The organism is Pseudomonas sp. TR47, assembly GCF_044143025.1.
Lineage (GTDB): Bacteria > Pseudomonadota > Gammaproteobacteria > Pseudomonadales > Pseudomonadaceae > Aquipseudomonas > Aquipseudomonas putida_E.
The window spans coordinates 68,581-90,856 of record NZ_JBHFCS010000022.1; the positions used below are offsets into that span (position 1 = coordinate 68,581).

At 63.8% G+C, this 22,276-nt stretch carries 25 protein-coding genes; 14 read left to right on the forward strand and 11 right to left on the reverse strand.

The features are described from left to right. Positions 1–62: 62 nt before the first annotated feature. Positions 63–1,679 carry an APC family permease gene (locus ACEWE8_RS20635; protein ID WP_046788007.1) on the reverse strand — a complete coding sequence of 539 codons (1,617 nt, stop codon included), beginning with the start codon at positions 1,677–1,679 and terminating at the stop codon, positions 63–65. A gap of 285 nt (positions 1,680–1,964) precedes the next feature. On the opposite strand from ACEWE8_RS20635, the gene ACEWE8_RS20640 reads away from it, so the two are divergent. Beyond that, a complete protein-coding gene (locus ACEWE8_RS20640; protein ID WP_046788008.1) occupies positions 1,965–2,747 on the forward strand; it encodes an AraC family transcriptional regulator in 783 nt (260 codons plus the stop codon). On the opposite strand, the gene ACEWE8_RS20645 is transcribed toward ACEWE8_RS20640, so the two are convergent. After that, on the reverse strand, positions 2,735–3,622 hold the full coding sequence (locus ACEWE8_RS20645; RefSeq protein ID WP_046788009.1) for a LysR family transcriptional regulator: 888 nt from the start codon (positions 3,620–3,622) through the stop codon (positions 2,735–2,737). The two genes, ACEWE8_RS20640 and ACEWE8_RS20645, sit on opposite strands and share 13 nt — an antisense overlap. Positions 3,623–3,761: 139 nt before the next feature. On the opposite strand from ACEWE8_RS20645, the gene moaB reads away from it, so the two are divergent. Then, complete coding sequence (moaB, locus tag ACEWE8_RS20650; RefSeq protein ID WP_046788010.1) at positions 3,762–4,301, forward strand: molybdenum cofactor biosynthesis protein B; 540 nt, start codon at positions 3,762–3,764, stop codon at positions 4,299–4,301. A gap of 42 nt (positions 4,302–4,343) precedes the next feature. Here the strand turns inward: moaB and ACEWE8_RS20655 are convergent, their stop codons facing one another. After that, on the reverse strand, positions 4,344–5,243 hold the full coding sequence (locus ACEWE8_RS20655) for a bestrophin family protein (RefSeq protein WP_046788011.1): 900 nt from the start codon (positions 5,241–5,243) through the stop codon (positions 4,344–4,346). A gap of 20 nt (positions 5,244–5,263) precedes the next feature. Beyond that, positions 5,264–6,268: a GTP 3',8-cyclase MoaA gene (gene moaA, locus ACEWE8_RS20660; protein ID WP_080952203.1), complete on the reverse strand. Its 1,005-nt coding sequence runs from the start codon at positions 6,266–6,268 to the stop codon at positions 5,264–5,266. A 320-nt stretch (positions 6,269–6,588) separates the two neighbouring features. Here moaA and ACEWE8_RS20665 point away from each other — a divergent pair, with 320 nt between their 5' ends. Beyond that, positions 6,589–8,916, forward strand: coding sequence for an FdhF/YdeP family oxidoreductase (locus tag ACEWE8_RS20665; protein WP_046788012.1), 2,328 nt, complete (start codon positions 6,589–6,591; stop codon positions 8,914–8,916). Between the two features lie 23 nt (positions 8,917–8,939). Here the strand turns inward: ACEWE8_RS20665 and ACEWE8_RS20670 are convergent, their stop codons facing one another. Beyond that, positions 8,940–9,401, reverse strand: coding sequence for an Lrp/AsnC family transcriptional regulator (locus ACEWE8_RS20670; RefSeq protein WP_012315727.1), 462 nt, complete (start codon positions 9,399–9,401; stop codon positions 8,940–8,942). 122 nt (positions 9,402–9,523) lie between these two features. On the opposite strand from ACEWE8_RS20670, the gene ACEWE8_RS20675 reads away from it, so the two are divergent. Then, a complete protein-coding gene (locus ACEWE8_RS20675; RefSeq protein WP_046788013.1) occupies positions 9,524–10,708 on the forward strand; it encodes a PLP-dependent aspartate aminotransferase family protein in 1,185 nt (394 codons plus the stop codon). Positions 10,709–10,776: 68 nt separating this feature from the next. Here ACEWE8_RS20675 and ACEWE8_RS20680 read toward each other — a convergent pair whose 3' ends face one another. Further along, entirely contained in the window at positions 10,777–11,013 is a 237-nt protein-coding gene (locus tag ACEWE8_RS20680) for a YdcH family protein (protein WP_012315725.1), read from the reverse strand. 115 nt (positions 11,014–11,128) lie between these two features. Between ACEWE8_RS20680 and ACEWE8_RS20685 the strand changes: the two genes are divergently transcribed. From ACEWE8_RS20685 to ACEWE8_RS20710, 6 genes are all read left to right on the forward strand, one after another. Then, positions 11,129–11,494: a 5-carboxymethyl-2-hydroxymuconate Delta-isomerase gene (locus ACEWE8_RS20685; RefSeq protein ID WP_046788014.1), complete on the forward strand. Its 366-nt coding sequence runs from the start codon at positions 11,129–11,131 to the stop codon at positions 11,492–11,494. Positions 11,495–11,597: 103 nt separating this feature from the next. Next, positions 11,598–12,731 (forward strand): ribonuclease D, encoded by a 1,134-nt coding sequence (gene rnd, locus ACEWE8_RS20690; protein ID WP_046788015.1) that lies wholly within the window; start codon positions 11,598–11,600, stop codon positions 12,729–12,731. Beyond that, positions 12,728–13,021: a YcgL domain-containing protein gene (locus ACEWE8_RS20695; RefSeq protein ID WP_012315722.1), complete on the forward strand. Its 294-nt coding sequence runs from the start codon at positions 12,728–12,730 to the stop codon at positions 13,019–13,021. Before rnd ends, ACEWE8_RS20695 begins: the two co-directional genes overlap by 4 nt. 78 nt (positions 13,022–13,099) lie before the next feature. Then, the gene (locus ACEWE8_RS20700) at positions 13,100–14,032 is read left to right on the forward strand and encodes a D-2-hydroxyacid dehydrogenase (RefSeq protein WP_046788016.1); all 933 of its coding nucleotides are present in this window, start codon (positions 13,100–13,102) and stop codon (positions 14,030–14,032) included. Positions 14,033–14,219: 187 nt separating this feature from the next. Further along, complete coding sequence (locus tag ACEWE8_RS20705) at positions 14,220–14,669, forward strand: YcgN family cysteine cluster protein (RefSeq protein WP_042112095.1); 450 nt, start codon at positions 14,220–14,222, stop codon at positions 14,667–14,669. A gap of 41 nt (positions 14,670–14,710) precedes the next feature. Further along, positions 14,711–15,919 carry a hypothetical protein gene (locus ACEWE8_RS20710; RefSeq protein ID WP_046788017.1) on the forward strand — a complete coding sequence of 403 codons (1,209 nt, stop codon included), beginning with the start codon at positions 14,711–14,713 and terminating at the stop codon, positions 15,917–15,919. Positions 15,920–15,965: 46 nt separating this feature from the next. Here ACEWE8_RS20710 and ACEWE8_RS20715 read toward each other — a convergent pair whose 3' ends face one another. The 3 genes from ACEWE8_RS20715 to ACEWE8_RS20725 all read right to left on the reverse strand — a co-directional run bounded on the left by ACEWE8_RS20715 (position 15,966) and on the right by ACEWE8_RS20725 (position 17,338). Further along, positions 15,966–16,307: a DUF2892 domain-containing protein gene (locus ACEWE8_RS20715; RefSeq protein WP_046788018.1), complete on the reverse strand. Its 342-nt coding sequence runs from the start codon at positions 16,305–16,307 to the stop codon at positions 15,966–15,968. A 116-nt stretch (positions 16,308–16,423) separates the two neighbouring features. Then, a complete protein-coding gene (locus ACEWE8_RS20720) occupies positions 16,424–16,894 on the reverse strand; it encodes an RNA methyltransferase (protein ID WP_115274091.1) in 471 nt (156 codons plus the stop codon). A 72-nt stretch (positions 16,895–16,966) separates the two neighbouring features. Beyond that, positions 16,967–17,338, reverse strand: a complete 372-nt coding sequence (locus ACEWE8_RS20725; protein WP_012315716.1) for a YajD family HNH nuclease — start codon at positions 17,336–17,338, stop codon at positions 16,967–16,969. 131 nt (positions 17,339–17,469) lie between these two features. Between ACEWE8_RS20725 and ACEWE8_RS20730 the strand changes: the two genes are divergently transcribed. After that, a complete protein-coding gene (locus ACEWE8_RS20730) occupies positions 17,470–17,748 on the forward strand; it encodes a hypothetical protein (protein WP_046788019.1) in 279 nt (92 codons plus the stop codon). On the opposite strand, the gene ACEWE8_RS20735 is transcribed toward ACEWE8_RS20730, so the two are convergent. After that, complete coding sequence (locus ACEWE8_RS20735; protein WP_046788083.1) at positions 17,745–18,212, reverse strand: Crp/Fnr family transcriptional regulator; 468 nt, start codon at positions 18,210–18,212, stop codon at positions 17,745–17,747. The genes ACEWE8_RS20730 and ACEWE8_RS20735 overlap by 4 nt on opposite strands. A gap of 113 nt (positions 18,213–18,325) precedes the next feature. Continuing rightward, on the reverse strand, positions 18,326–20,368 hold the full coding sequence (locus tag ACEWE8_RS20740; RefSeq protein WP_046788020.1) for a S9 family peptidase: 2,043 nt from the start codon (positions 20,366–20,368) through the stop codon (positions 18,326–18,328). 82 nt (positions 20,369–20,450) lie between these two features. On the opposite strand from ACEWE8_RS20740, the gene ACEWE8_RS20745 reads away from it, so the two are divergent. Genes ACEWE8_RS20745 through ACEWE8_RS20755 form a run of 3 tightly spaced genes read left to right on the forward strand, consistent with a single transcriptional unit; the run spans position 20,451 to position 22,264 of the window. Continuing rightward, positions 20,451–20,945 (forward strand): hypothetical protein, encoded by a 495-nt coding sequence (locus ACEWE8_RS20745; RefSeq protein WP_012315712.1) that lies wholly within the window; start codon positions 20,451–20,453, stop codon positions 20,943–20,945. A gap of 14 nt (positions 20,946–20,959) precedes the next feature. Next, positions 20,960–21,733, forward strand: coding sequence for a class II glutamine amidotransferase (locus ACEWE8_RS20750; RefSeq protein ID WP_012315711.1), 774 nt, complete (start codon positions 20,960–20,962; stop codon positions 21,731–21,733). Between the two features lie 9 nt (positions 21,734–21,742). Further along, on the forward strand, positions 21,743–22,264 hold the full coding sequence (locus ACEWE8_RS20755) for a DUF2937 family protein (RefSeq protein WP_012315710.1): 522 nt from the start codon (positions 21,743–21,745) through the stop codon (positions 22,262–22,264). Positions 22,265–22,276: the final 12 nt, after the last annotated feature.

Sequence of the window (22,276 nt, forward strand, 5' to 3'; positions counted from 1 at the left end):
ATGTCCATTCTCTAGTGAGCCTGCTTTTGTGCTGGTTGTGCCGGCGACAGGGCCAGTAGCCTTCAGGAGGCCAGTGCAGCCGGGCGAGCGGCGGCCTGGGCCTCGTGGCTTGTTTCGCTTTCGTCTTCGCCTTCCAGGCGCACCAGGTGGGCCGGCACGCCGGTGGCAGCACCCCAGTAGTAGATGCCCAGCGCGCAGGCCGCGACGACCACGGTATCGAACGGGTGGCCGATCACGCCCAGGCCGCCGAAACTGCCCAGCCAGGAAAGCAGGATGGTCACCGCGTAAAAGCCGATCAGCCAGGCGCTGGAGCGCACCTGCTGGGCCAGCGACAGGTGCTGGGTCGGCACGAAGCGGCCGCACAGCAGGTACAGCACGAACATCACCATCTGCAGGGCCAGTAGCCACGACACGGTGTTCCAGCCGGACCAGTAGACGATCAGCGCGGCGATGATGAACGACAGCGGGCCCAGCACGCCCATGCCCTTGACCCGGAACGGGCGTGGCATATCTGGCGCATTGCGGCGCAGGGCAGCGACGGTGACCGGCGCTACCGCATAGCTCAGCACCAGGGCTGCAGACACCACGTTGATCAGCGCTTCCCAGGACGGAAAGGGCAGGGTCCAGAACACTGACAGGCCGAAGGTCAGCCACAGCGCCGGGCGTGGGATGCCCGATTGCTCGTCGATGCGGGTGAAATACTTGAAGAAGGTGCCGGTCTGGGCCCAGCCATAGATCACCCGCGGGGTGGCGTTCATGTAGATGTTGCCGCAGCCGCTGGGGGAGATCACCGCATCGGCCACCACCAGGTAGGCCAGCCAGCCTACGCCCAGGGCCAAGGCGATGTCACGGTAGGGCAGGGCCAGTTCCTTGGTCACCGAAGCCCAGCCGTTGGTCAGCATTTCGGTTGGTACGCTGCCAAGGAAGGCCAGTTGCAGCAGGGCATAGATCGCGGTGGACAGCAGCACGGAGAGGATCAGCGCGATGGGTATGGTGCGCTGTGGGTTCTTGACCTCGCTTGCCACCGAGATGATTGGTGTCAGGCCCAGGTAAGCGAAGATGATGCCGCCAGCCGAGACGGCCATTTCCACACCGGACATGCCGAAGGGGGCGAAGCCCTGGACCTCGAAGTTCTCTGGCTTGAAGAAGGTGAACAGCACACCGATCACCAGCAGCGGCACGATGAACTTGAACACGCTGACCAGGTTGTTGGCCTTGGCGAAGGTCTTGACGCTGCGGTAGTTGAGCAGGAAGAACAGCCCCAGCAGCGCAAACTGCACTAACCAGCCGAGCACGGTGGGGTCGCTGGAGCCGGCCTTGGTCAGGCCAGGGAACCAGGCCGCGGCGTACTGGCGTGATGCGACCACTTCGATGGCGATCAGGCTGGAGAAGGCGATCAGGGTGATGAAGCCCATCAGGTAGCCGAGCAGCGGGCCGTGCGAGTACACCGGGTAGCGCACCACACCCCCGGCGCGTGGCAGCGCGGCGCCGAGCTCGCAGTAAACGATGCCCAGTAGCAGTACGGCGAAGCCGCCGAGAAACCAGGAGAGGATGCCGGCCGGCCCGGCAATGGCCGAAACGTGGCTGGCGGCGAACAGCCAGCCGGAGCCGAAGATGGCGCCGAGGCCGATGAAGGTGAGGTCCAGCAATGACAGCTGTTTCTTGAATTTGCCTGACATGGGGTCGCCTTTTTGTAGGTTTTGGATAGGCAGGTCTGATGTCACCAGGTGCGGCTTTTGGGGCCGCGCTCTTGTAGGTTTTGGGCGGCTTGCGTGGGAACTAGAGTGGACCGAACGGGGCCACGGTTCTTGATGGTTTTCTGCAGGGCGGATGACGAAATCGGCACAATTGCAGAAAAGGCTGGCGCGCCGGTCGCCAGGATGGATAGGCTGGAGGCCTTGCTGTGCAAGGGTTTGAGAGTTTTGCCGGCGATGGCGCCGGTGCAGACACTAGAGAATTGACTGATGGCCGACGCCACCCTGGCAGCCCTGTACCAGAACTTGGACCAGCACCGCCCCGCCAGCCTTCAGGCACTGCTCGCCGGGGTATCCCTGCTGTTGCCGATCCTCGATGCCATCCCCAACGCCGCGATCTTCATCAAGGATCCGGATGCCCGCTATGTGCTGGCCAACAACACCCTGGTTCAGCGCTGCGGCCTCAAGCGCCTGCAACCACTGCTGGGCAAGACCAGCGCCGAAGTCTTCCCGGCGCAACTGGGCCCCGGTTATACCGAGCAGGACCGTCGTGTGCTCAAGGATGGCCTGGTGCTGGAAGACCAGCTCGAGCTGCACCTGTACGGCAGCCGTGAACCGGGCTGGTGCCTGACGCACAAGCGCCCGCTGCATGACAGTGCCGGCCAGATCATCGGGCTGGTAGGCATTTCGGTCGACCTGCAGTCAGCGGCAGACACGCACCCCGCCTACCAGCGCCTGGCCGCGGTGGACGAGCATATTCGGCGGCACTTTCATCAACCGATCAGCCTGGGTGAACTGACCCGCATTGCCGGCATTTCCGTCGCGCAACTGGAGCGCTACTGCAAGCGGGTATTCCACCTCACACCTCGGCAAATGATTCACAAGGCGCGGCTGGAACATGCCCATCGGCTGCTGCACAGCGACTTGCCGATCACCGAAGTGGCGTTGCAGTGCGGTTACACCGACCACAGTGCTTTCAGCCGGCAGTTCAAGCAACTGACGGGTTTTACACCGCGCCAGTACCGTCAGGCGACTGCCGCTCAGGAGGGTTGAAACAGTGTGCGGGCCTCGTCAAAACACTGTTCGGCAATCGCCGAGCGCGGCTCGCTGCGGCGCAGCAGCAGGCCGACGGGGCTGTGGATGCTGGCGTCGGCGATCGGGATGATGCGCATATGCTCGCTCAGGTCTTCCAACCCGCAATCGAGCGGCATGATTGCGCAGCACACGCCGGTGTTGATGGCTTGAACCAACTGGAAGCTCGAGTCGCTTTCCAGCACGGCATTGGGTTCCAGGCTGCGGCTGCGAAAGCTCAGGTCGAGCGACTGACGGTAGTGCATCCCCTTGCTCAGCAAGCCCAGAGGGATTTCGCCCAGTTCCTCCCAACGCAGGGTGTCGGCTTCGAACTGGAAGTGCCGGGTATCGTGCAGCAGGCCCATGGTGGTGGTGCCCAGTTCGATCACCTCGAAGAAGTTGGCGTTGACCTGGTCCAGATAGCAGATCCCCAGGTCGAGCTGGTTGCGGCTCAGGCCATCCATGATCTGCTCGGTGCTGTGCGAGCTGAGCTGAAACTGCAGCTCGGGGTATTTTTCGCGCAGCGGCAGCAGCAGCTGCATGGGGTTGAAGCTGGCCAGCGGCACGGTGCCCAGGCGCAAGCTACCAACCACTTGGCCGCGGCAGCTGGCTGCCTCGGCCTGCAGGCCATCATGGGCGGCGAGCAGGGTGCGGGCCCAGGCCAGGATGCGCTCGCCGGCTTCGGTGAAGCCCTCGAAGCGCTGGCCGCGTTTGACCAGCACCAGTTCCAGTTCGTCTTCCAGGTTGCGCAGGCGCATGGACAGGGTCGGCTGGGTGATATGGCACAGCGCCGCAGCCTGGCCGAAGTGGCGGGTCTGGTCGAGGGCGATGAGGAACTTGAGCTGCTTGATGTCCATGGGAGTGCCTGGGGTCTGGTTGTGCTGACCTTAACCAAGTCAGCGATAGATGTCATTGATCGGGCGGTACGGCATATCGATTGGACGCGCTCTGGTCATGTCTCTAGCGTAACGACCATGCCATACAAGGAGCTTCACTGTGCGCGTTCAATCCGACGCGGTCTTCGTACCGCTCAATATCGCCGTACTGACGGTCAGCGACACCCGCACCTACGACAACGACACTTCGGGTGAGCTGCTCGCCAGCCGCCCGGTGCAGATTGGCCATCGCCTGGTGGCGCGTGCGCTGCTCAAGGACGACCTGTACAAGATCCGCGCCCAGGTGGCCACCTGGATTGCCGATGAGCAGGTGCAGGTGGTGCTGATCACCGGCGGCACCGGTTTCACCGGGCGGGACAGCACACCGGAAGCGGTGGAGTGCCTGTTCGATCGGCGTATCGACGGTTTCGGCGAGCTGTTCCGGGCGTTGTCCATTCTTGATGTCGGTACCTCGACCGTGCAGAGCCGGGCGTTGGCCGGCATGGCCAATGGCACTCTGGTGTGCTGCCTGCCAGGTTCTACCGGTGCCTGCCGCACGGCGTGGGAAGGCATCCTGGTGGAGCAGCTGGATGCGCGGCACCAGCCTTGTAATTTTGTGAAGCACCTTAAGCCCATCGCGCCCTGCGACACACGCGGTTGATCAGTTCCGGCCCTATCGCCAGCTTGCCGGCGATAGGGCCAGTCAGCTCAACACATGCTCCACCGGCTGCAGCGCCGGTGGCAGCGGCTCCACGCCCAAGGCCCCCAGCACATCCCGCTCGACCGTGCGCACCATGGCATCGGTCGGCAGGTCGTTCTCGTCTCGCCCGAACGGGTCTTCCAGTTCATTGCCGATCGCATCCAGCCCAAAGAAGGTGTACCCCACAATGGTGGTAAACAGCGGTGCCAGCCAGCCCAGCGGCTCGGCCAGCGCGAACGGCAGCAACAGGCAGAAGATGTAGATGGTCCGGTGCAGCAGCAGGGTATAGGGGAAGGGCAGCGGTGTGCCCTTGATCCGCTCGCAGGTGGCCTGTACCTCTGACAGCCCGACCAGGCGTTGTTCCAACAGGCTGTAGCGCCAGTCGCTGATTTGCTGCCGCTCGGCCAGGCGTGAGCAGCGGGCGCCAACCTCCTGCAAGATACCGTCGCAGACATTGTGCGGGCGGATCGCAGCGGGGTTGGCCAGCCACGGCCGGGCGGCGGCCACCTCATCCTCGTTGCGCAACCGGGCATTGAGCGCATGGGCAAAGCCGCACAGGCTGTGCAGCACCTCGGCGCGCAGCTTTTCATCGGCGATCACCACGCTCTCACGTATGAACGAGCGGGTCTCGATGATCATCTTCCCCCAGGCCTTGCGCCCCTCCCACCAACGGTCGTAACAGGCATTGTTGCGAAAACTCATGAAGATCGACAGCGACAGGCCAAGCAGCGTGAAGGGGGTAGCGCTGACGGGGTAGAAAAACGCCGGGAAGTGGCGTTCGACCAGCACGATCAGGGCGGCGAGCAAGGTCACCATCAGGCAGCGCAAGGCAATGCGCTTGACGATCGAACCCTTGAGGGTGAACAGCACGCGCAACACATCGGGGCGAGAGTGAACGATCATGAAAGTCCAGAGACGGCCGGTCAGCCGCCGGTCATGTTCATGAAGCGCAGGATCTGCACATCGCCACCGACCTCGAAATGATGGCGGTAGGGCTTGAGGTGCAGTGAATCGCGGATGGCTTTTTCCAGCCGCTCGGCATCACCCGGGTGGGCGCGCAGCACCTGTTTGAGGTCCATCGAATGTTCATTGCCCAGGCACAGCAGCAGCCGGCCTTCGACAGTCAGGCGCACACGGTTGCAGGTGGCGCAGAAGTTGTGGCTGTGCGGCGAGATGAACCCGACACGGGTGCTCGCCGCTTCTGCCAGGCGCCAGTAGCGCGCCGGGCCCTGGGACGACTCGGTCGATTCGATCAGGGTGAATTGCTCGGCCAGCCGCGCGCGCACTTCGTCGCTGGAGCAGAACGACTCGCCGCGTTCATGCTCGTTGATCACGCCCAGCGGCATTTCTTCGATGAAAGTGATGTCCAGTTCGCGGTCGATGGCAAAGCGCACCAGGTCGACCAGCTCATCGTCGTTGCGCCCCTTGAGCACCACGCAGTTGAGTTTGATGCGCTGAAAACCCGCGCGGCGGGCCGCGTCGATGCCGGCGATCACCTGGGCCAGGTCGCCGGTGCGGGTCAGTTGCTTGAAACGTTCTGCATCGAGGCTGTCGAGGCTGATGTTCAGGCGCGACAGGCCGGCGTCGAACAGCGGCTGAGCCAGGCGGGGGAGCTGCGAGCCGTTGCTGGTCATGCACAGTTCACGCAGGCCGGGCAGGGCGGCAATGCGCCCGCACAGGTCGACGATGCCCTGGCGGACCAGCGGCTCGCCGCCGGTAAGGCGAATCTTGCGAGTGCCCAAGGCGACGAAGCGTTCGGCCACCTGGAACAATTCCTCAAGGCTGAGGATCTGCTGGCGCGGCAGGAACTGCATGTCTTCAGCCATGCAGTAGACGCAACGGAAGTCGCAGCGGTCCGTGACCGACATCCGCAGGTAGTCGATTTTCCGGTTGAAGCCGTCGATCAGGGCCCGGCTGTTCTGTTCCACGTTCGCGCTCGGCAGGGGAGGAGTACTGGTTCAACGCTATAACCTGCGGTGTTCGCCGTCAAATTGCTTTGCCCGACTGCTTGATCAATCTCATCTATCACGGCTGCAGGGCCAGTACTCCAAGGCCTTGATCGGATTGTCGCGTTTGCGTGATTACCCGCGAAGGGAACGCTGCCAACACCAGCCCATCATCGAAACGGCCTATCACCCCGTAAGACATTTCGATTGGACGGCCCCCTGTCGGCCTCCATAGGCTGAAAAACAAGCACCGGACGACACGATCCGCTGCACTTTTCGATGCCCGCGTGAGGATTGACCGCATGAGCCAGGACGACCATATCAGGGACTACAAGGGGCCGGCCGCCGGCTGGGGCGCGCTCAAGAGCGTGACCAAGAGCTGGCTGGGCAGTGACAACGCCTTCAAGAACCTGCGGGCCATGCTCAAGACCAACCAGAACGGCGGTTTCGACTGCCCCGGCTGCGCCTGGGGCGAGTCGCCGGAAAGCGACATGGTCAAGTTCTGCGAGAACGGCGCCAAGGCGGTCAACTGGGAGGCCACCGGCCGTTCGGTCGACCCCGCGTTTTTTGCCAGGTACAGCGTCAGCGCGCTGGCCGAGCAGACCGACTACTGGCTCGAATACCAGGGCCGCCTGACCCACCCGATGCGCTACGATGCGGCTACCGACCATTACGTCGAAACCACTTGGGAAGAGGCCTTTGCCCTGGTCGCCCGGCACTTGCAGGCGCTGGATTCGCCCGATGAGGCCGAGTTCTACACCTCCGGCCGGGCCAGCAACGAGGCGGCATTCCTGTATCAGCTGTTCGTCCGCGCCTATGGCACCAACAACTTCCCTGACTGTTCGAACATGTGCCACGAGGCCAGTGGCGTGGGCATGTCGGAAACCCTCGGCGTAGGCAAGGGCACCGTGGTGTTCCACGACCTGGAACTGGCCGATGCGATCTTCGTCATCGGCCAGAACCCCGGCACCAATCACCCGCGCATGCTCGAGCCGCTGCGTGAAGCGGTCAAGCGCGGCGCCCAGGTGGTGTGCTTCAACCCGCTCAAAGAGCGTGGTCTGGAGCGCTTCCAGCACCCGCAGCACCCGTTCGAAATGCTCAGCAACGGCTCCGAGCCGACCAACACCGCCTACTTCCGCCCAGCCCTGGGCGGCGACATGGCGGCCATGCGCGGCATTGCCAAGTACCTGCTGCAGTGGGAGCGCGAAGCCCAGGCCAAGGGTGAACCAGCGGTATTGGACCATGACTTCATCGCCGCGCACACCAGCGGTGTGGACGCCTACCTGGCGGCAGTGGATGCCACCTCGTGGGACCATATCGTCGAGCAGTCCGGCCTGACCCTGGCCGAGATCGAGCTGGCCGCGCGCATGTACCGCAAGGCCGAGCGGGTGATCATGTGCTGGGCGATGGGCGTCACCCAGCACCGTCACTCGGTGCCGACCGTGCAGGAGATCGTCAACCTGCAACTGTTGCGCGGCAACGTCGGCAAGCCCGGGGCGGGCCTGTCGCCGGTGCGTGGCCACAGCAACGTGCAAGGCGACCGCACCATGGGCATCGACGAGAAACCCAGGGCGGCGTTGCTCGATGCCTTGGAAAAACGCTTCCAGTTCCGCGTACCTCGCGCCCATGGGCACAACGCGGTGCTGGCGATCCAGGCCATGGAGCAACAGCGTGCCAAGGTGTTCATCGCGCTGGGTGGCAACTTCGCCCAGGCGACGCCGGACACCCCCCGCACCCACGCGGCCCTGCGCAACTGTGCGCTGACGGTGCAGATCTCCACCAAGCTCAACCGTTCGCACCTGGTCACTGGCCGCGATGCGCTGATCCTGCCCTGCCTGGGGCGCACCGAGATCGACCTGCAAGCCGGCGGGCCGCAGGGCGTGACCGTGGAAGACACCTTCAGCATGGTGCATATCTCCCATGGCCAACTGCGCCCGCGTTCCCCGCACATGCGGTCGGAACCCTGGATCATTGCCGGCATGGCCAAGGCCACGCTGGGCAACAAGCCCATCGATTGGGAATACGCCGTTGCCGACTATGGCCGTATTCGCAGCATGATCGCCGATGTCATCCCCGGCTTTGCCAACTTCAACCAGCGCCTGCAGCAGCCAGGCGGTTTCCACCTGGGCAACAGTGCCGCCCAGCGCAGCTGGCGCACGGCGACCGGCAAGGCGCGTTTCAGTGCCAGCCCGTTGCCAGAGCATCTGGTCAATGCCCAGGTGCTCGCCCGTGGCGACAAGCCTGACCTGATCCTGCAGACGATGCGCTCGCATGACCAGTACAACACCACGCTTTATGGGCTAGATGATCGTTATCGGGGCGTGTTTGGCCTGCGAGAAGTGGTGTTCGTCAGCGAGGCGGACATCCGCCGCCTGGGCTTTGAGCCGGGTGAGCACGTAGACCTGGTGTCACTGTGGGAGGACGGTGTGGAGCGCCGGGTATCGGGCTTCCGCCTGGTGCCCTACGACATTCCCGATGGGCAGGCAGCGGCCTACTACCCGGAAACCAACCCGCTGGTGCCGTTGGAAAGTTACGGCGAGGGCACCTATACGCCGACGTCGAAATTCGTGGCGATTCGGCTTGAGAAGGCCAAGGCCGGGAACCGGATCGAAGCGGTGGCGGCGCAGTGATGGGGCGCTAAGGCAGGCACCGATCAGGGCCTGTGTACCGGGAAAGCCGTGGTGTATTTCATCTGCTCCATGGCAAAGCTGGACGTGATGTTGGAGAGCCCATCGGTGCTGGTAATCAGCTTTTTGTAGAACCGGTCGTAGGCGGCGATATCCCCCACCACCACCCGCAGCATGTAATCCCAGTCCCCTGACATGCGATAGAACTCCATCACCTCCTCGAAGCCTTTCACCGTCTCGGCAAACTGCTCAAGCCAGGCGCTGTCGTGGCGCTGGGTCTTGAGCTGGACGAATACCGTCAGGCCCAGGCCCAGGCGTTCGGGGTCGAGCAGGGCGACGCGGCCGAGGATGTAGCCATCCTCTTCCAGGCGTTTGACCCGCTTCCAGCAGGGGGTGGTGGACAGGTTGACGGCTTCGGCCAGGTCCTTGAGCGAGAGCGAGGCGTCGCGCTGGAGCAGGGTGAGGATGTGCTGGTCGAAACTGTCCATGAGGATCCGCTGGCGGTCAGGAAAATATTCCCCAGATTACCCCAACGATAGAAAAAATTCCCGCAACCGCCGGCGTTGTGGCGGCAGGTGTTTGTGCGATAGTTGCGCACTTACATCTGCCAATGGGCCCGACCATGTCCGACAAGCCGCGCAATTTCGCCACCCGTACCATCCACGCCGGTGAGCAGTTCAGTGTCGCCGACAACGCGATCTTCCCGCCTATCTACACCGCCAGCTCGTATATCAAGCGCAGCCTCGATGACAACCCCGAGTACGCCTACAGCCGCGTCGGCAACCCGACCCGGCATGCCTATGAAAGCTGTGTCGCGGCGCTTGAAGAGGGTGTTGGCGCGGTGGCCTGTGCCTCGGGTGTAAACGCCACCGCCACGGTGCTGGAGCTGCTCCCCAAGGACGCTCATGTGGTGGTGATGAACGGTGTCTACGGCGGCACCTTCCGCATTCTTGAAGACTACCGCGCACGCACGTCGGGCCTTACCACCACCTATGTCGACCTCAACGATGTCGCGGCCGTAGCGGCGGCGATCAAACCCGAAACTCAGTTGATCTGGATCGAGTCGCCGACCAACCCGTTGCTGCACCTGGTCGACATCAAGGCGGTCTGCGACCTGGCGCGGGCGCGTGGCATCCTCACCTGCATCGACAACACCTTCTGCTCGCCGTGGAACCAGCGGCCGATCACCCTCGGTGTGGACCTGGTGATGCATTCGGCCAGCAAATACATTGGCGGCCACTCCGACCTGACCGGCGGCGTGGTGGTGGCTGCCAATGACGCCTTGCTGGGGCGCCTGCGCAAGATCAGCATGGCCGTGGGGGCAATCCAGGGCCCGTTCGACTGTTACCTGGCCCTGCGTGGCCTGAAAACCCTCGACGTGCGCATGGAGCGCCAGTGTGCCAATGCCCTGCAGGTGGCACGCTTTCTGGAAAACCATCCGCAGATCGAGCAGGTGTATTACCCGGGCCTGGAGAGCCACCCGCAGCACGCGCTGTGCAAACGCCAGATGCGCGCTGGCGGGGCGGTGGTGGCAATGAAGGTCAAGAACGGTGATCGGGCGGCGCTCAACCGCCTGGTGGAGGCATTGCAGATCTTTGTCCTGGCCGATTCGCTGGGCGGCGTGGAGAGCATGATCAACCACTCCTGGAGCATGTCGCACAACTCACTGAGCCCCGAGCAGAAGGGGGTGATGGGCATCAGTGAAAGCCTGTTGCGGCTGTCGATCGGGATCGAGGATTACCGGGACCTGATCGAAGACCTGGACGGGGCTTTGAACGCATCGGCTGCTGTGTAACGGGTGTTGGGTCTGTCGCCGGCAAGCGGGCTTGCCGGCGACAGGCCGATTGATTCAGCAGAGAGCCATCAGGATTTCGGCGGATGAATGATTCGCTCGATCTTGTCCTTGATCAGCAGGCGCTCCTTGCGCAGGCGGTTGACGGTATCGTCGTTGGTCCCATTGCCTTCGGCGGCTACCACCTCCTTGTCTTTGGCGTTGTATTCCTTGTGCAGGGCATGCAGCGTCTGGTCCTTGTCTATCAGTGCCTGGAATGCATCGGCGGTAACGTGCAAGTCAGCGAGCAGATCATGCGGAACTGGCATTTCTTCACCTCTGTCAGGGTTGTCAGTAAGGTCCTGACCTTTGAGGATAGCCGCCTTTGCGCGGGTAGGGGACTGGGGTAGGCTGTCGCTTCCCCCAACGCCTGGAACCTGTGCCATGCCTCACCTGAACCTGGAATACAGCGACAACTTGCGCGAGCTGAATGTCGAGGTACTGCTGCTGCGCCTGAATCACGCCCTGGTCGGCAGCGGCCAGTTTGCCGATGAGGCGGACATCAAAAGCCGCGCCCAGGCGTTCGCCCATTACCGGGTGGGCACAGCACCGGCCGAGCGGGCGTTTGCCCATGTGCGCCTGGCCATCCTCAGCGGGCGCCCGGCGGAGGTAAAGAAGCAATTGTCCGCCAGCTTGCTGGAGGTACTGCGTGAGGCCATACCTGAGCAGGCGGGCGTAGACCTGCAATTGTGCGTGGAAGTGCTGGATATCGACCGCGAGCCTTACGCCAAGCTTCGCTTGCCAGGCTGAGCGGTAGCGCAAGCTTCCCGGTAGTCGGCGCAGATGTTCGTCAGGTTTCACCCGCAGTGCCCGCGCCGTATATACTGCGCGCCAATGTTTGTGGGAGAGCCTCGTGGCCATCGAAATACACTGGATCCGTGACGACCAGACCCTGGCCGAACTCTGCCAGAGGTGGCGCACATTGCCCTTTGTGGCGCTCGACACCGAATTCATGCGGGTCGACACCTTTTACCCGAAAGCCGGCCTGATCCAGATCGGTGACGGTGAGCGGGCTTTTCTCATCGACCCGTTGCTGATCGGCGACTGGCAGCCGCTGGGCGAACTCCTAGAGGATGCCGGCGTGGTCAAGGTGCTGCATGCCTGCAGCGAAGACCTCGAAGTGCTGCTGCGCCTGACCGGCAAGCTGCCCCAGCCGCTGTTCGACACGCAGTTGGCCGCAGGCTACCTGAACCTGGGCTTCTCCATGGGCTATTCGCGCTTGGTCCAGGAAGTGCTGGGCCTTGAGCTGCCCAAGGGTGAAACCCGCTCGGACTGGCTGCAGCGCCCGCTGTCGGACACCCAGGTCAGCTACGCCGCCGAAGATGCCGTGCACCTGGCCGAACTGTTTGCGGCCTTGCGCCCCCGGCTGTCCGACGACAAGTACGCGTGGGTGCTGGAAGACGGTGCCGAACTGGTGGCGGCGTTGCGCCGTGAGGTCGAGCCCGAGACCCTGTACCGCGATGTCAAGCTGGCCTGGAAGCTGGGCCGCCAGCAACTGGCGGTGCTCCGCGAGCTGTGCGCCTGGCGCGAGCGTGAAGCACGCAGCCGCGATGTGCCGCGCAACCGTATCCTCAAGGAACACTCGCTGTGGCCAATGGCCAAGAACCAGCCGGACAACTTGTCGGCCCTGGCCAAGATCGATGAAATGCACCCACGCACCATCCGCCAGGATGGCGCCTTCCTGATCGAGCTGATCAAGCGCGCCGCCAGCCTGCCGCCTGAGCAATGGCCGGCCACGTTGCCCGAACCGCTGCCGATCGAAGCGGCCGGCATCCTCAAGCGCCTGCGCGCCATCGGCCAGGCCGAAGGCGAGCGTTTGGGCATTGCCCCGGAGCTGATGCTGCGTAAAAAGGCCCTGGAAGCCCTGCTCAAGAGTGGCTACCCCAATGGCCCCTATCAACTGCCCGATTCGCTGCGCGGCTGGCGCCGTGAGCGGATGGGCCAGGCCCTGCTGGACGACCTGGCGGGCGCCGGAGAAACCCGATGAAACGTATCTGCTCGATCTACAAGAGCCCCCGCAAGAACGAAATGTACCTCTACGTACTCAAGGCCGAGGGCCTGGAGCGCGTGCCCGAGGCGCTGCTGCCGTTCTTCGGCACGCCCGTGCATGCCTTCGACCTGGTGCTGAGCCCCGAGCGCAAGCTCGCCCGCGAGGACATCGTCAAGGTGCTGGACAACCTCGAAAACCAGGGTTACCACCTGCAGATGCCGCCGGCCGAGGACGAGTACATCGAGCATTTGCCGGAAGAACTTCTGCGCCGAAACGACCCGGTCTGACCCGGCCACTCTCCCTTCACACCCCAAGGTGGCCCGCATGCCGGGCCGCCTGCGTTGTCTGCCAAGGTTGTCACTTTGATGCGCGTTCTGATCGCTGAGCAGGATCATGCCAACTACGCCCGCCTGCTGGCTGAAGCGGCCCCGGACCTGGAAATCCTGACCAGCGGCGATTCCGCCGAACTGGCCTTGCAGGCACCCCAGTGCCCGGTCTGGCTGGGCCAGCCAGACCTGCTTGCCAGTCTGCTGCGCCAGGGCCACAAGCCGGCCTGGATGCAATCGACCTGGGCCGGCATCACGCCCTTGCTGGCCGATGGCTTGCCGCGTGATTACCGCCTGACCCGTGCGGTCGGCATCTTTGGCCAGGTGATGGCCGAGTACATGCTCACCTATATGCTGGGGCACGAGCGCGAAGTGCTGTCTCGGCTGGTGAGCCAGGTGGAGCGCCGTTGGGACGACCGCCCGGGGCGCACGCTTGAAGGGCGCAAGGTGTTGATCGTGGGTACTGGCGATATCGGCCAACGCGTGGCCGAATTTCTCTTGCCGTTTGGCGTGACCCTCTATGGCATTGCCAGCACGCCCCGCGAGCAGGCGCCGTTCGTCGAGGTCGCCGGGTTGGCTGATTTGCCACGGATGGTCGGGCAGGCCGATTACGTGCTCAACCTGTTGCCGGATACCCCGGCAACCCATGACCTTTATGATGCCGCGCTGTTCAAGTGCTTCCGGCCCAGTGCGCTGTTCATCAATGCCGGGCGTGGGGTGGCGGTGGTCGATGCTGACCTGGTCGAGGCGCTGAAGCAGGGGGATCTGGCGGGCGCGGTGATCGATGTGTGCCGGCAGGAGCCGTTGCCGCAGCGTCACCCGTTCTGGACGGCGTGGGGGTTGTTGCTGACCGGGCATAGCTCGGCACCGACTTCGCCGGCGGCGATGGTACGGCTGTTTGTCGAGAACGTGCGGCAATACCAGGCAGGGCAAGGGTTGCGTGGCGAAGTGGATTTCGCGCGGGGCTATTGAGCTGCAGCCGGTCGCTACTGACAAGCGGTCTGGCATTGCCGAAGGCCAGGCTCTAGACTGGCGCCGCCATGGCGCCCAGCTACAAACACTCAAGCTGCAAGCCACCAGAAAAAAGCCATACGCGCCGCAATTGCCTGGAGCTTCCAGCATGAAGCCTGGCGCAGGCCCAATGCAGGAAACCCGTGTGATGATCGCTGAAAGCGCGCCGTTCTGGCGGCGCAAGACCCTCGAACAACTCGACCCGCAAGAGTGGGAATCGCTGTGTGACGGCTGTGGCCTGTGCTGCCTGCAAAAGCTCGAGGACGAGGACGACAACAGCGTCTATTACACCCGTATTGCCTGCAAGCTGCTGGACATGAACACCTGCCAGTGCAGCGACTACCCCAACCGTTTCGCCCAGGTGCCCGATTGCATCCAGCTCACCCCTGGCAAGGCGGACCAGTTCAAGTGGCTGCCGAGCACCTGCGGGTATCGTCTGGTCAGCGAGGGCAAGGACCTGCCGGCATGGCACCACCTGGTCTGCGGCGACCGCAGCCAGGTGCATGAACAGCGCATTTCCCAGTCGGGGCGTATGCTCAGGGAGCAGGATGTGGACGAAGACGACTGGGAAGACCACCTGATTTTTCGCGCCAGCTGAGCGGCATCCTCCGTCGCCTCTGGGAAACAAGGAGTTTCTGTATGCGTTGCCAGCTGTTGCTCCTGCTGGGCCTTGTGGCCAGCTCGCCTGCCTGGGCGAAGAAGGTCGACCTCGACTACCAGGTGCGGCTGCTGCCTGCCAGTGGCCAGGCCGAAGTGCGCCTGACCCTGGCAGACGGCAATGCCGTGCGTAGCCTCGATTTTGACCTGGGCAAGCAGGGCGCTTATAGCGGTTTCCAGGCTGACGGCCAGTGGCAGGTGCAGGGAGAGCGCGGTGTGTGGCACCCGGCGGCGGGCAAGACCAGCCTCAGCTACCGGGTCAAGCTGGACGAGAAAGTACGCAGCGGTGCCTATTCCTCGCGCATTACCCCTCACTGGGCGTTGTTCCTGGGTGACCAGCTGGTGCCACCGGCACGCCTTGACCAGCAAGACGGCACCGAATTGGTGGCGCGCTTGTCGGTCGACCTGCCTGAGGGCTGGAAAAGCATCGAAACCTCCTGGCCGCGCATCGGCAAGGACAAGTTCCGTATCGACAATGTATCGCGCCTGTTCGATCGCCCGACTGGCTGGATGCTGGCCGGCGACCTTGGCAGCCGACGTGCGCGTCTGGGCGAGACCGACGTGACGGTGGCGGCCCCGGTGGGGCAGGGCATGCGCCGCATGGACAATCTCACCCTGCTGACCTTCGTCTGGCCGCACCTGCAGGCGGTATTCCCACGCAACCCGGCAAAGCTGCTGTTGGTGGGGGCCCGTGATGGCATGTGGCGCGGAGCAATGGCAGCGCGGGGCTCGATATACCTGCACAGTGCCCGGCCCATGGTCAGCGAGAGCGGTAACAGCCCTGTGCTGCGTGAACTGGTGCAGCTGTTTGCGCAGGTTCATGTGAGTGCTGACAGCGACTGGCTTGGCCAGAGCCTCACCGATTATTACGCCAACGAGTTGCTGCGCCGGGCCGGGGGTGTGAGCGATGACCGCTACCAGGTGTGGCAGGCGCGTTTGCAGAAGCAGGGGGCCAAGGTCACCCAGTTGCGCGGCGAGCGGGCAAGCCCGGCCCAGGTTGCCCGTGGTGTTTTGCTGTTGCAGGCGCTGGACAAGGAGATCCGCATCCACACCCAGGCCAAACGCTCACTTGATGATGTGACCCAGGCGCTGATGCGCTTGCCGAAGGTGAGCACCGAGGAGTTCGTGCAGATCAGTGAGAACGTGCTGGGGCGGCGATCCGAGGTCTTGCAGAGCAAGGCGTTGCGTTAGCTTGCAGGCTGGCCCTGCTGGCGACAGGGCCATTAAAAACAACTGATCAACTACCCGTGAGCGGGTCTTTCCCCGTTACCGTCACCCCGCGCGTCGCCGCCTCGGCACTGCGTTTGAGCGCCTCCAGCTCCGTCGCACTGCGTTCGATGTCCGAGCGCAAACGGTGATATTCCTGTCGATGCTTCTGCCACCAGGCCTTGGTCGAGCAATGGCCGCTGATTCCGCGAGCCACCGCAAGGCCACCGACCGCCATCTGCAGCAGCCCGACCAGCCCGCCGTGGCGCATACCCTTGGTGAACATCAGCGCACCCCCGGCCAGTGAACCGACCCGTTCCAGGCCCTGTACGTTATGGTCCTGTGACGCCGTAGTGGAATGAATATCGAGCATGGCAAGCCCTCCATCTGAAGTGTAAGCAGCTGACCAGCTGCCTGCTGCACACGTTCAGTCGGGTTGCCAAGCGGTCGCAATTTGCCAATGTTGGGAGGGCGCTGCGCGTTGCCCGGCTACTTGAACTTGGGGCCCGAGCGGGTATTGAGCCCCTTGGCCAAACGGTCGTATAGCACCACATTCACCGTCGCGGCGAGGTTCATGCAACCTTCGGTAGGGATGTAGATGGTTTCTTCACACCATGCGCGCACGCTGGCATCGAGACTGCCGTCTTCCGGCCCGAAGATATAGATGGCGCGATCAGGGTGGGTGTAGTCAGGCAGGGGCCGTGCACCTTCCACCAACTCCACTGCAACGGGTGTGCAACCCAGCGGGATGATGCGCTGCAGGTCGTCGATACCGATCAGCGGAATATCGTAGTGCACGCGCTTGGTGTCAGTGACGAAGTCGCGGGCGCGCTCGTAGCGCTTGCCGGTGTAGAACACCGAGTTGACGCCGTAGCAACCCGCTGCGCGCATCACCGAACCTACGTTCTCTGCAGATTTTGGGTTGAACAGGCCGATGCAGCTGTACCGTTTGTTTGCCACGTGCCGGGGCCCTTCGCAAAAAAAGCGCGATTATACGGGCTCGCCGGCGGCAGCGGGGGGCTGTGTCGACAGTCAGTCTTTCTTCAGCAAGCCAGCCAGCCCGGCGAACGGGTTGTGCGTGGCCTTGGCGATGCTCGGGGTGCTGGTGGAGCCTTCGCTGAAGTACTGCTGGTCGGTATAGCGCGAGTGCTCGTTGTCGTGGCAGTACAGGCACAGCAGCTCCCAGTTGGAGCCGTCCTGGGGGTTGTTGTCGTGGTTGTGGTCACGGTGATGCACGGTCAGCTCGCTCAGGCGCTTGCCGGCGAACTCACGGGCGCAACGGCCGCACACGTGCGGGTACATTCTCAGGGCTTTGTCGCGGTAGCCCATCTCTTTGTCGCGCTTGGCGTCGGCGAGGATGCGGTCGAGGCGGGCGGTGGCGGCGGACGTGGATGCCGAACTCATGGTGTTTCCTTTGTTCTGATCAGGCAGGTAACGGTTATGCCAACGAGTCTAGCGCGCTTGCAGGGCAAGCGGACAGGCGGAAACGTGTATTAAGGCGTAGCCTGTAGGAATGTTCAGACAGGAGGTTGCTGATGTTTCATGCGATCCTCGCCGCGCTGCTGTTAGCCGGCCTGCCCTTGGCGCATGCCGCCGGCACGCCGCCGCGTATCACTACACCGGTGCCCGGGGCGCCTGGCACGGCAACGCCCACGCCGTACCCTCAGATTACCCCGAGCACTGTACCCAAGGCCTACGACAGCCAGCCCGGCGCGCCGCTGCTGCCGCCCATGCCGGTGCCCGGGCCGCCGAAGGATCAGCCATTGCCTGGTTTGCGTACGGAGCCGGCCAAACCGCCGGCGAATGATGACTAAAGCGCCAGGCGCTGCCCGTCCTGCATTCGCAGGCGTTTCGACAAGGCTACGGCCAGTGCGCGGATGATCCGCGCGGCGATGCGCGGGGCTTCGTTGAGCATCTTTTCCAGCGAATCCTTGCCCAAGGTCAGCAGTAGGCAGTCGCTGGCGGCCAGGCAGCTGGCCGAGCGGCGCTCGCCGTCGAGCACGGCCATTTCGCCGAAGGCGCGGCCACTGCGCAGCGTGGCGATTTCTACCTGGGCGCCTTGGGCGTCGGTCTTGCGCACTGAAACCACACCGTGGTGCAGGATGCACATGAAGGTGCCGGCGTCGCCTTCGTTGAAGATGGTTTCGCCTTCGACCAGGGTGGCGAGGCTGAAGTAGCCTGCGGCGGTATGGAAGTCAGCGGGCTGCAAGGTATCGAACAGGTCGCAGTCCATGAGCATGTCGCGGATTTCGGCGCTGAGATGGGTCTGGTCGGGCATGTGTCGTTCTTCTTGGCGGGTGTTGTCCGAAAGTTTCTGGGCGGCCCCGATCGTCGGCTTGCCGGCAATCGGGGCCATTGGCCCTGCGAACCTATGACAACGAAAAGCGCGTTTTACACCACGCCCAGCTCATTGAAGACGAACGCATATTCAAGTGCCACGTCTCGCAATCCCTGGTAGCGCCCACTCATACCGCCGTGGCCGGCCCCCATTTCGGTCTTGAGCAGCAGCAGGTTGCTGTCGGTCTTGCGCGTACGCAGGCGCGCCACCCACTTGGCCGCCTCCCAGTACTGCACGCGGCTGTCGTTGTAGCCAGCGACCACCAGCATGGCCGGGTAGGCCTGGGCGCTGACGTTCTCGTAGGGGGCGTAGGCCTTGATCCGCTCATACACCTGCGGCTCTTGCGGGTTGCCCCATTCGTCGTACTCGGTGACGGTCAATGGCAGCTCGGGGTCGAGCATGGTGTTGAGCACATCGACGAACGGCACTTCGGCGATGGCGCAGCGGAACAGATCCGGGCGCAGGTTGAGCACCGCGCCCATCAGCAGGCCACCGGCGCTGCCGCCACTGATGGCCAAGCGGTCGGAGGCTGTCACGCCTTGGGCGATCAGGTGTTCGGCGCAGGCGATGAAGTCGCTGAAGCTGTTGTGCTTGTGCTCCTGCTTGCCGGCGCGGTACCAGGCTTCCCCCAGCTCGCCGCCACCGCGCACATGGGCGATGGCAAAGGCCACACCGCGTTGCAGCAGGCTCAGGCGGGCGTGCGAGAACCACGGGTCGAGGCTCTCACCGTAGGCACCGTAACCGTACAGGTAGAGGGGGACCGTCTTGCCCTGGTCTTGTTTGCGGCGCACCAGGCTGATCGGCACTTGGGTGCCGTCGGCGGCGGTGGCCCACAGGCGTTCGCTGACGTAGTCGTCGGCATCGAACTCGCCCAGCACCGGGGTTTGCTTGAGCACTGTCTGCGCGCCCGTGGCCAGGTCCAGCTGACGCACCTGGGCCGGGCGGTTGAGTGCCTCGTAGCGCAGGCGGATGCGCGTGCTGGCGAACTCCAGGCTGTCCTGTACGTACAGGCTATAGGCCGCGTCAGGCAACTCGACGCGGTAGGCCGGCGTGCCTTGCGGGCGCACTTCGATGATCGGCAGGCCGCCTTCACGCAGGCTCAAGGTGAGGGCGCTGGCGTTGAGGCTAAGGCCTTCGAGCATGATGTCGTCGCGGTGCGGCACCAGCACCTGCCATTGCTCGCGGGTGGGCACCTGGTCTGCCGCTGCCTGGTACAGGGCGAAATTGATGCCGTCCTGGTTGCTGCGGATGAACCAGCGCCACTGGCCATCGAGCTGGCCGTGGTCGGGGAAATACTCGTGGCCCTCGGCGCGCGGTGCCAGGCAGGTAAATGCCGCCCGTGGCGTTTCAGCGTCCAGCACCCAGGCTTCGCTGGTGGTCTTGCTGTTGAGCAGCAGGACCAGCTGGCGCTCGGAGCTGGCGCGGTAGCAATGCAGGAAAAAACGCCCGTCCGGCTCTTCGAATACGGCCTGCGCGCCGGTTTCGCCCAACGTGTGACGGCGCAGCCGCCACGGGCGGTGGGTGTCGTCCAGTTCGGCAAAGAACAGCGTCTGGCTGTCATTGGCCCAGGTCAGGCTGCCGTCGCAGTCGTCGAAGGGCAGGGCGGTCAGGTTGCCGCTGGCCAGGTCCTTGACGTACAGGGTGTAGACCTCGTCGCCGCTGGTGTCGAGGCTGTAGGCCAGCAGGCGGTGATCGGGGCTGACGCTGAAGCCGCCAAGGGCCAGAAAGCCGCCGTTGGCCAAGGCGTTGGGGTCGAGCAGCAGCTGTTCCTGGCTTTCGTCCACCGTGTTGGCGTCATCCGCAGGCCGTGGGCAGCGATAGTGGCGCGGGTATTCATCGCCTGCCGTGGTGCGGGTGTAATAGAGGTACGGGCCCCAGGGGGAGGGCAGCGACAGGTCGGTTTCCAGGATACGGCCCTTGATCTCTTCGAACAGCTGTTCGCGCAGGGGCGCCTGGTCGGCCAGGCAGGCTTGCTGGTAGGCGTTTTCGGCCTGCAGGTACTCGAGCACCTCAGGGGTGTCGCGCTGTTGCAACCAGGCGTAAGGGTCGGTGGCCTGGTCTTGGCGGGCGATGGGGGGCTGGAGCGCGTTGGGCATCGGGGATCTCTTGGCTGGGGGGCGCCTGCGCCCGGAAAAGTGTTTATCATAGGCAACTCTTTGCCTGGCTTGCACGATCACCATGACCGAGAACGACTATACCCTCGCCTGGGGCCTTTACGCTGTTGCTGCCCTGGGTTGTCTCTGGGTGGGTTTCAAACTCACTGGCTGGATGTGGCGCTGGCTGCGTGAGCCGCTGCGGGTGATCCTCGCGGTCCTGTTGTTGACGCCGACCGTCGTCGACCCGGGCAAGGATGCCATGGCCCCGGCCATCGCCATCACTGCCCTGGACGTTGCCTTCAAGGTGGGCAACAACGCCTGGCGCGCGGTATCGGACTTTGCCATGTACGGCCTGATCGCCTTTGGCCTGTACCTGGCCTTCGTGCTGCTGCGCTGGCCGCTGGAAAAGCGTGCCCGCGAGCGTCGCGAGCAGCAGGAGGCCGCCGCCAAACGCCTGGCTGCCGAGGATGACCAAGTGGGCGTCGGGGCGCCGCTGGCCGCCGAACGCGGTGACCGTTACCGCAATGACCCACCGCCTGCCGCACCTTCTGGTGGCCGGGTCGAGCCACGTCTGTAAGCGGAGGCATCACCATGTGCGAACTGCTGGGCATGAGCGCCAACGTCCCCACCGACATCGTCTTCAGCTTCACCGGCCTGATGCAGCGCGGCGGCCGTACCGGCCCGCACCGTGACGGCTGGGGCATCGGTTTCTACGAGGGCCGCGGCCTGCGGCTTTTCCAGGACCCGGCAGCGAGCAGCGAGTCGGAAGTCGCCAACTTGGTGCAGCGTTATCCGATCAAGAGCGAAGTGGTCATTGGCCACATCCGCCAGGCCAATGTCGGCCAGGTGTGCCTGTCCAATACGCACCCGTTCGTGCGCGAGATGTGGGGCCGTAACTGGTGCTTCGCCCACAACGGCCAGCTGGGTGCGTTCAAGGGCGAGGCGACCTTTTACCGGCCGGTGGGGGACACCGACAGCGAAGCCGCTTTCTGCGACTTGCTCAACCGCATCCGCGCGGCTTTCCCTGAGCCGGTCGCAGTGGAACAGCTGCTGCCGGTGCTGGTCGAAGCCTGTGCCGAGTATCGCGGCAAGGGCGTGTTCAACTGCCTGCTCAGCAATGGTGACTGGCTGTTCTGCTTCTGTTCGACCAAGCTGGTACACATTACCCGTCGCGCCCCCTTTGGCGCGGCGCGTTTGAAGGATGTCGACCTGATCGTCGACTTTCACACCCAAACCACCCCCAATGACGTGGTCACGGTGATTGCCACCGAGGCCTTGACCGAGAACGAGACCTGGCGGCGCTACGAACCCGGCCAATGGGGCCTGTGGCGGCACGGAGAGTGCGTTTCGCAAGGCCAGAGCTAAGGACGCTGCATGTTCAGAAGTTACCTGCGGTTGCTGCTGTTCACCTTCGGCCTGCTGGCCGGTATCCAGGTGCCTGGGCTGGTCAAGGACTACAGCCAGCGGGTCGAGGCGCACCTGTTCGAATCGCGCCAGGCACTCGATGGCTTCAAACAGACCGCCGAACGCTTCTTCAAGGGCGATTTGCAGGCGCTGGTGCGGCATTACCGCAGCAGTGACGATGTGGTTTTCAACAGCGATGCCAACAGCATAGAAAGCCTGCTGATCCGCAACCAGCTGCTCGAGAACGAGTGGCAGGCGCTGCAAGGCTCGTGGGTCAGCCGCACCTGGCATGTGCTGGTGCAGCCCGATCCGCAAATGCGTGAAGAGACGCTCAAGGGGTACAGCTATCAGATTCTGCTGGTGCCGGAGGCGATTGGCTGGGGCGTCGGTGCGGGGTTTGTGCTGGCGTTTGTCGTCGAAAGCCTGTTGCTGGGAATTGCCTGGGTCATTCTCGGTGGGCGGCGCAAGGCGGTGAAAGAGAGCTGGCGTTGATCAATGGCACTT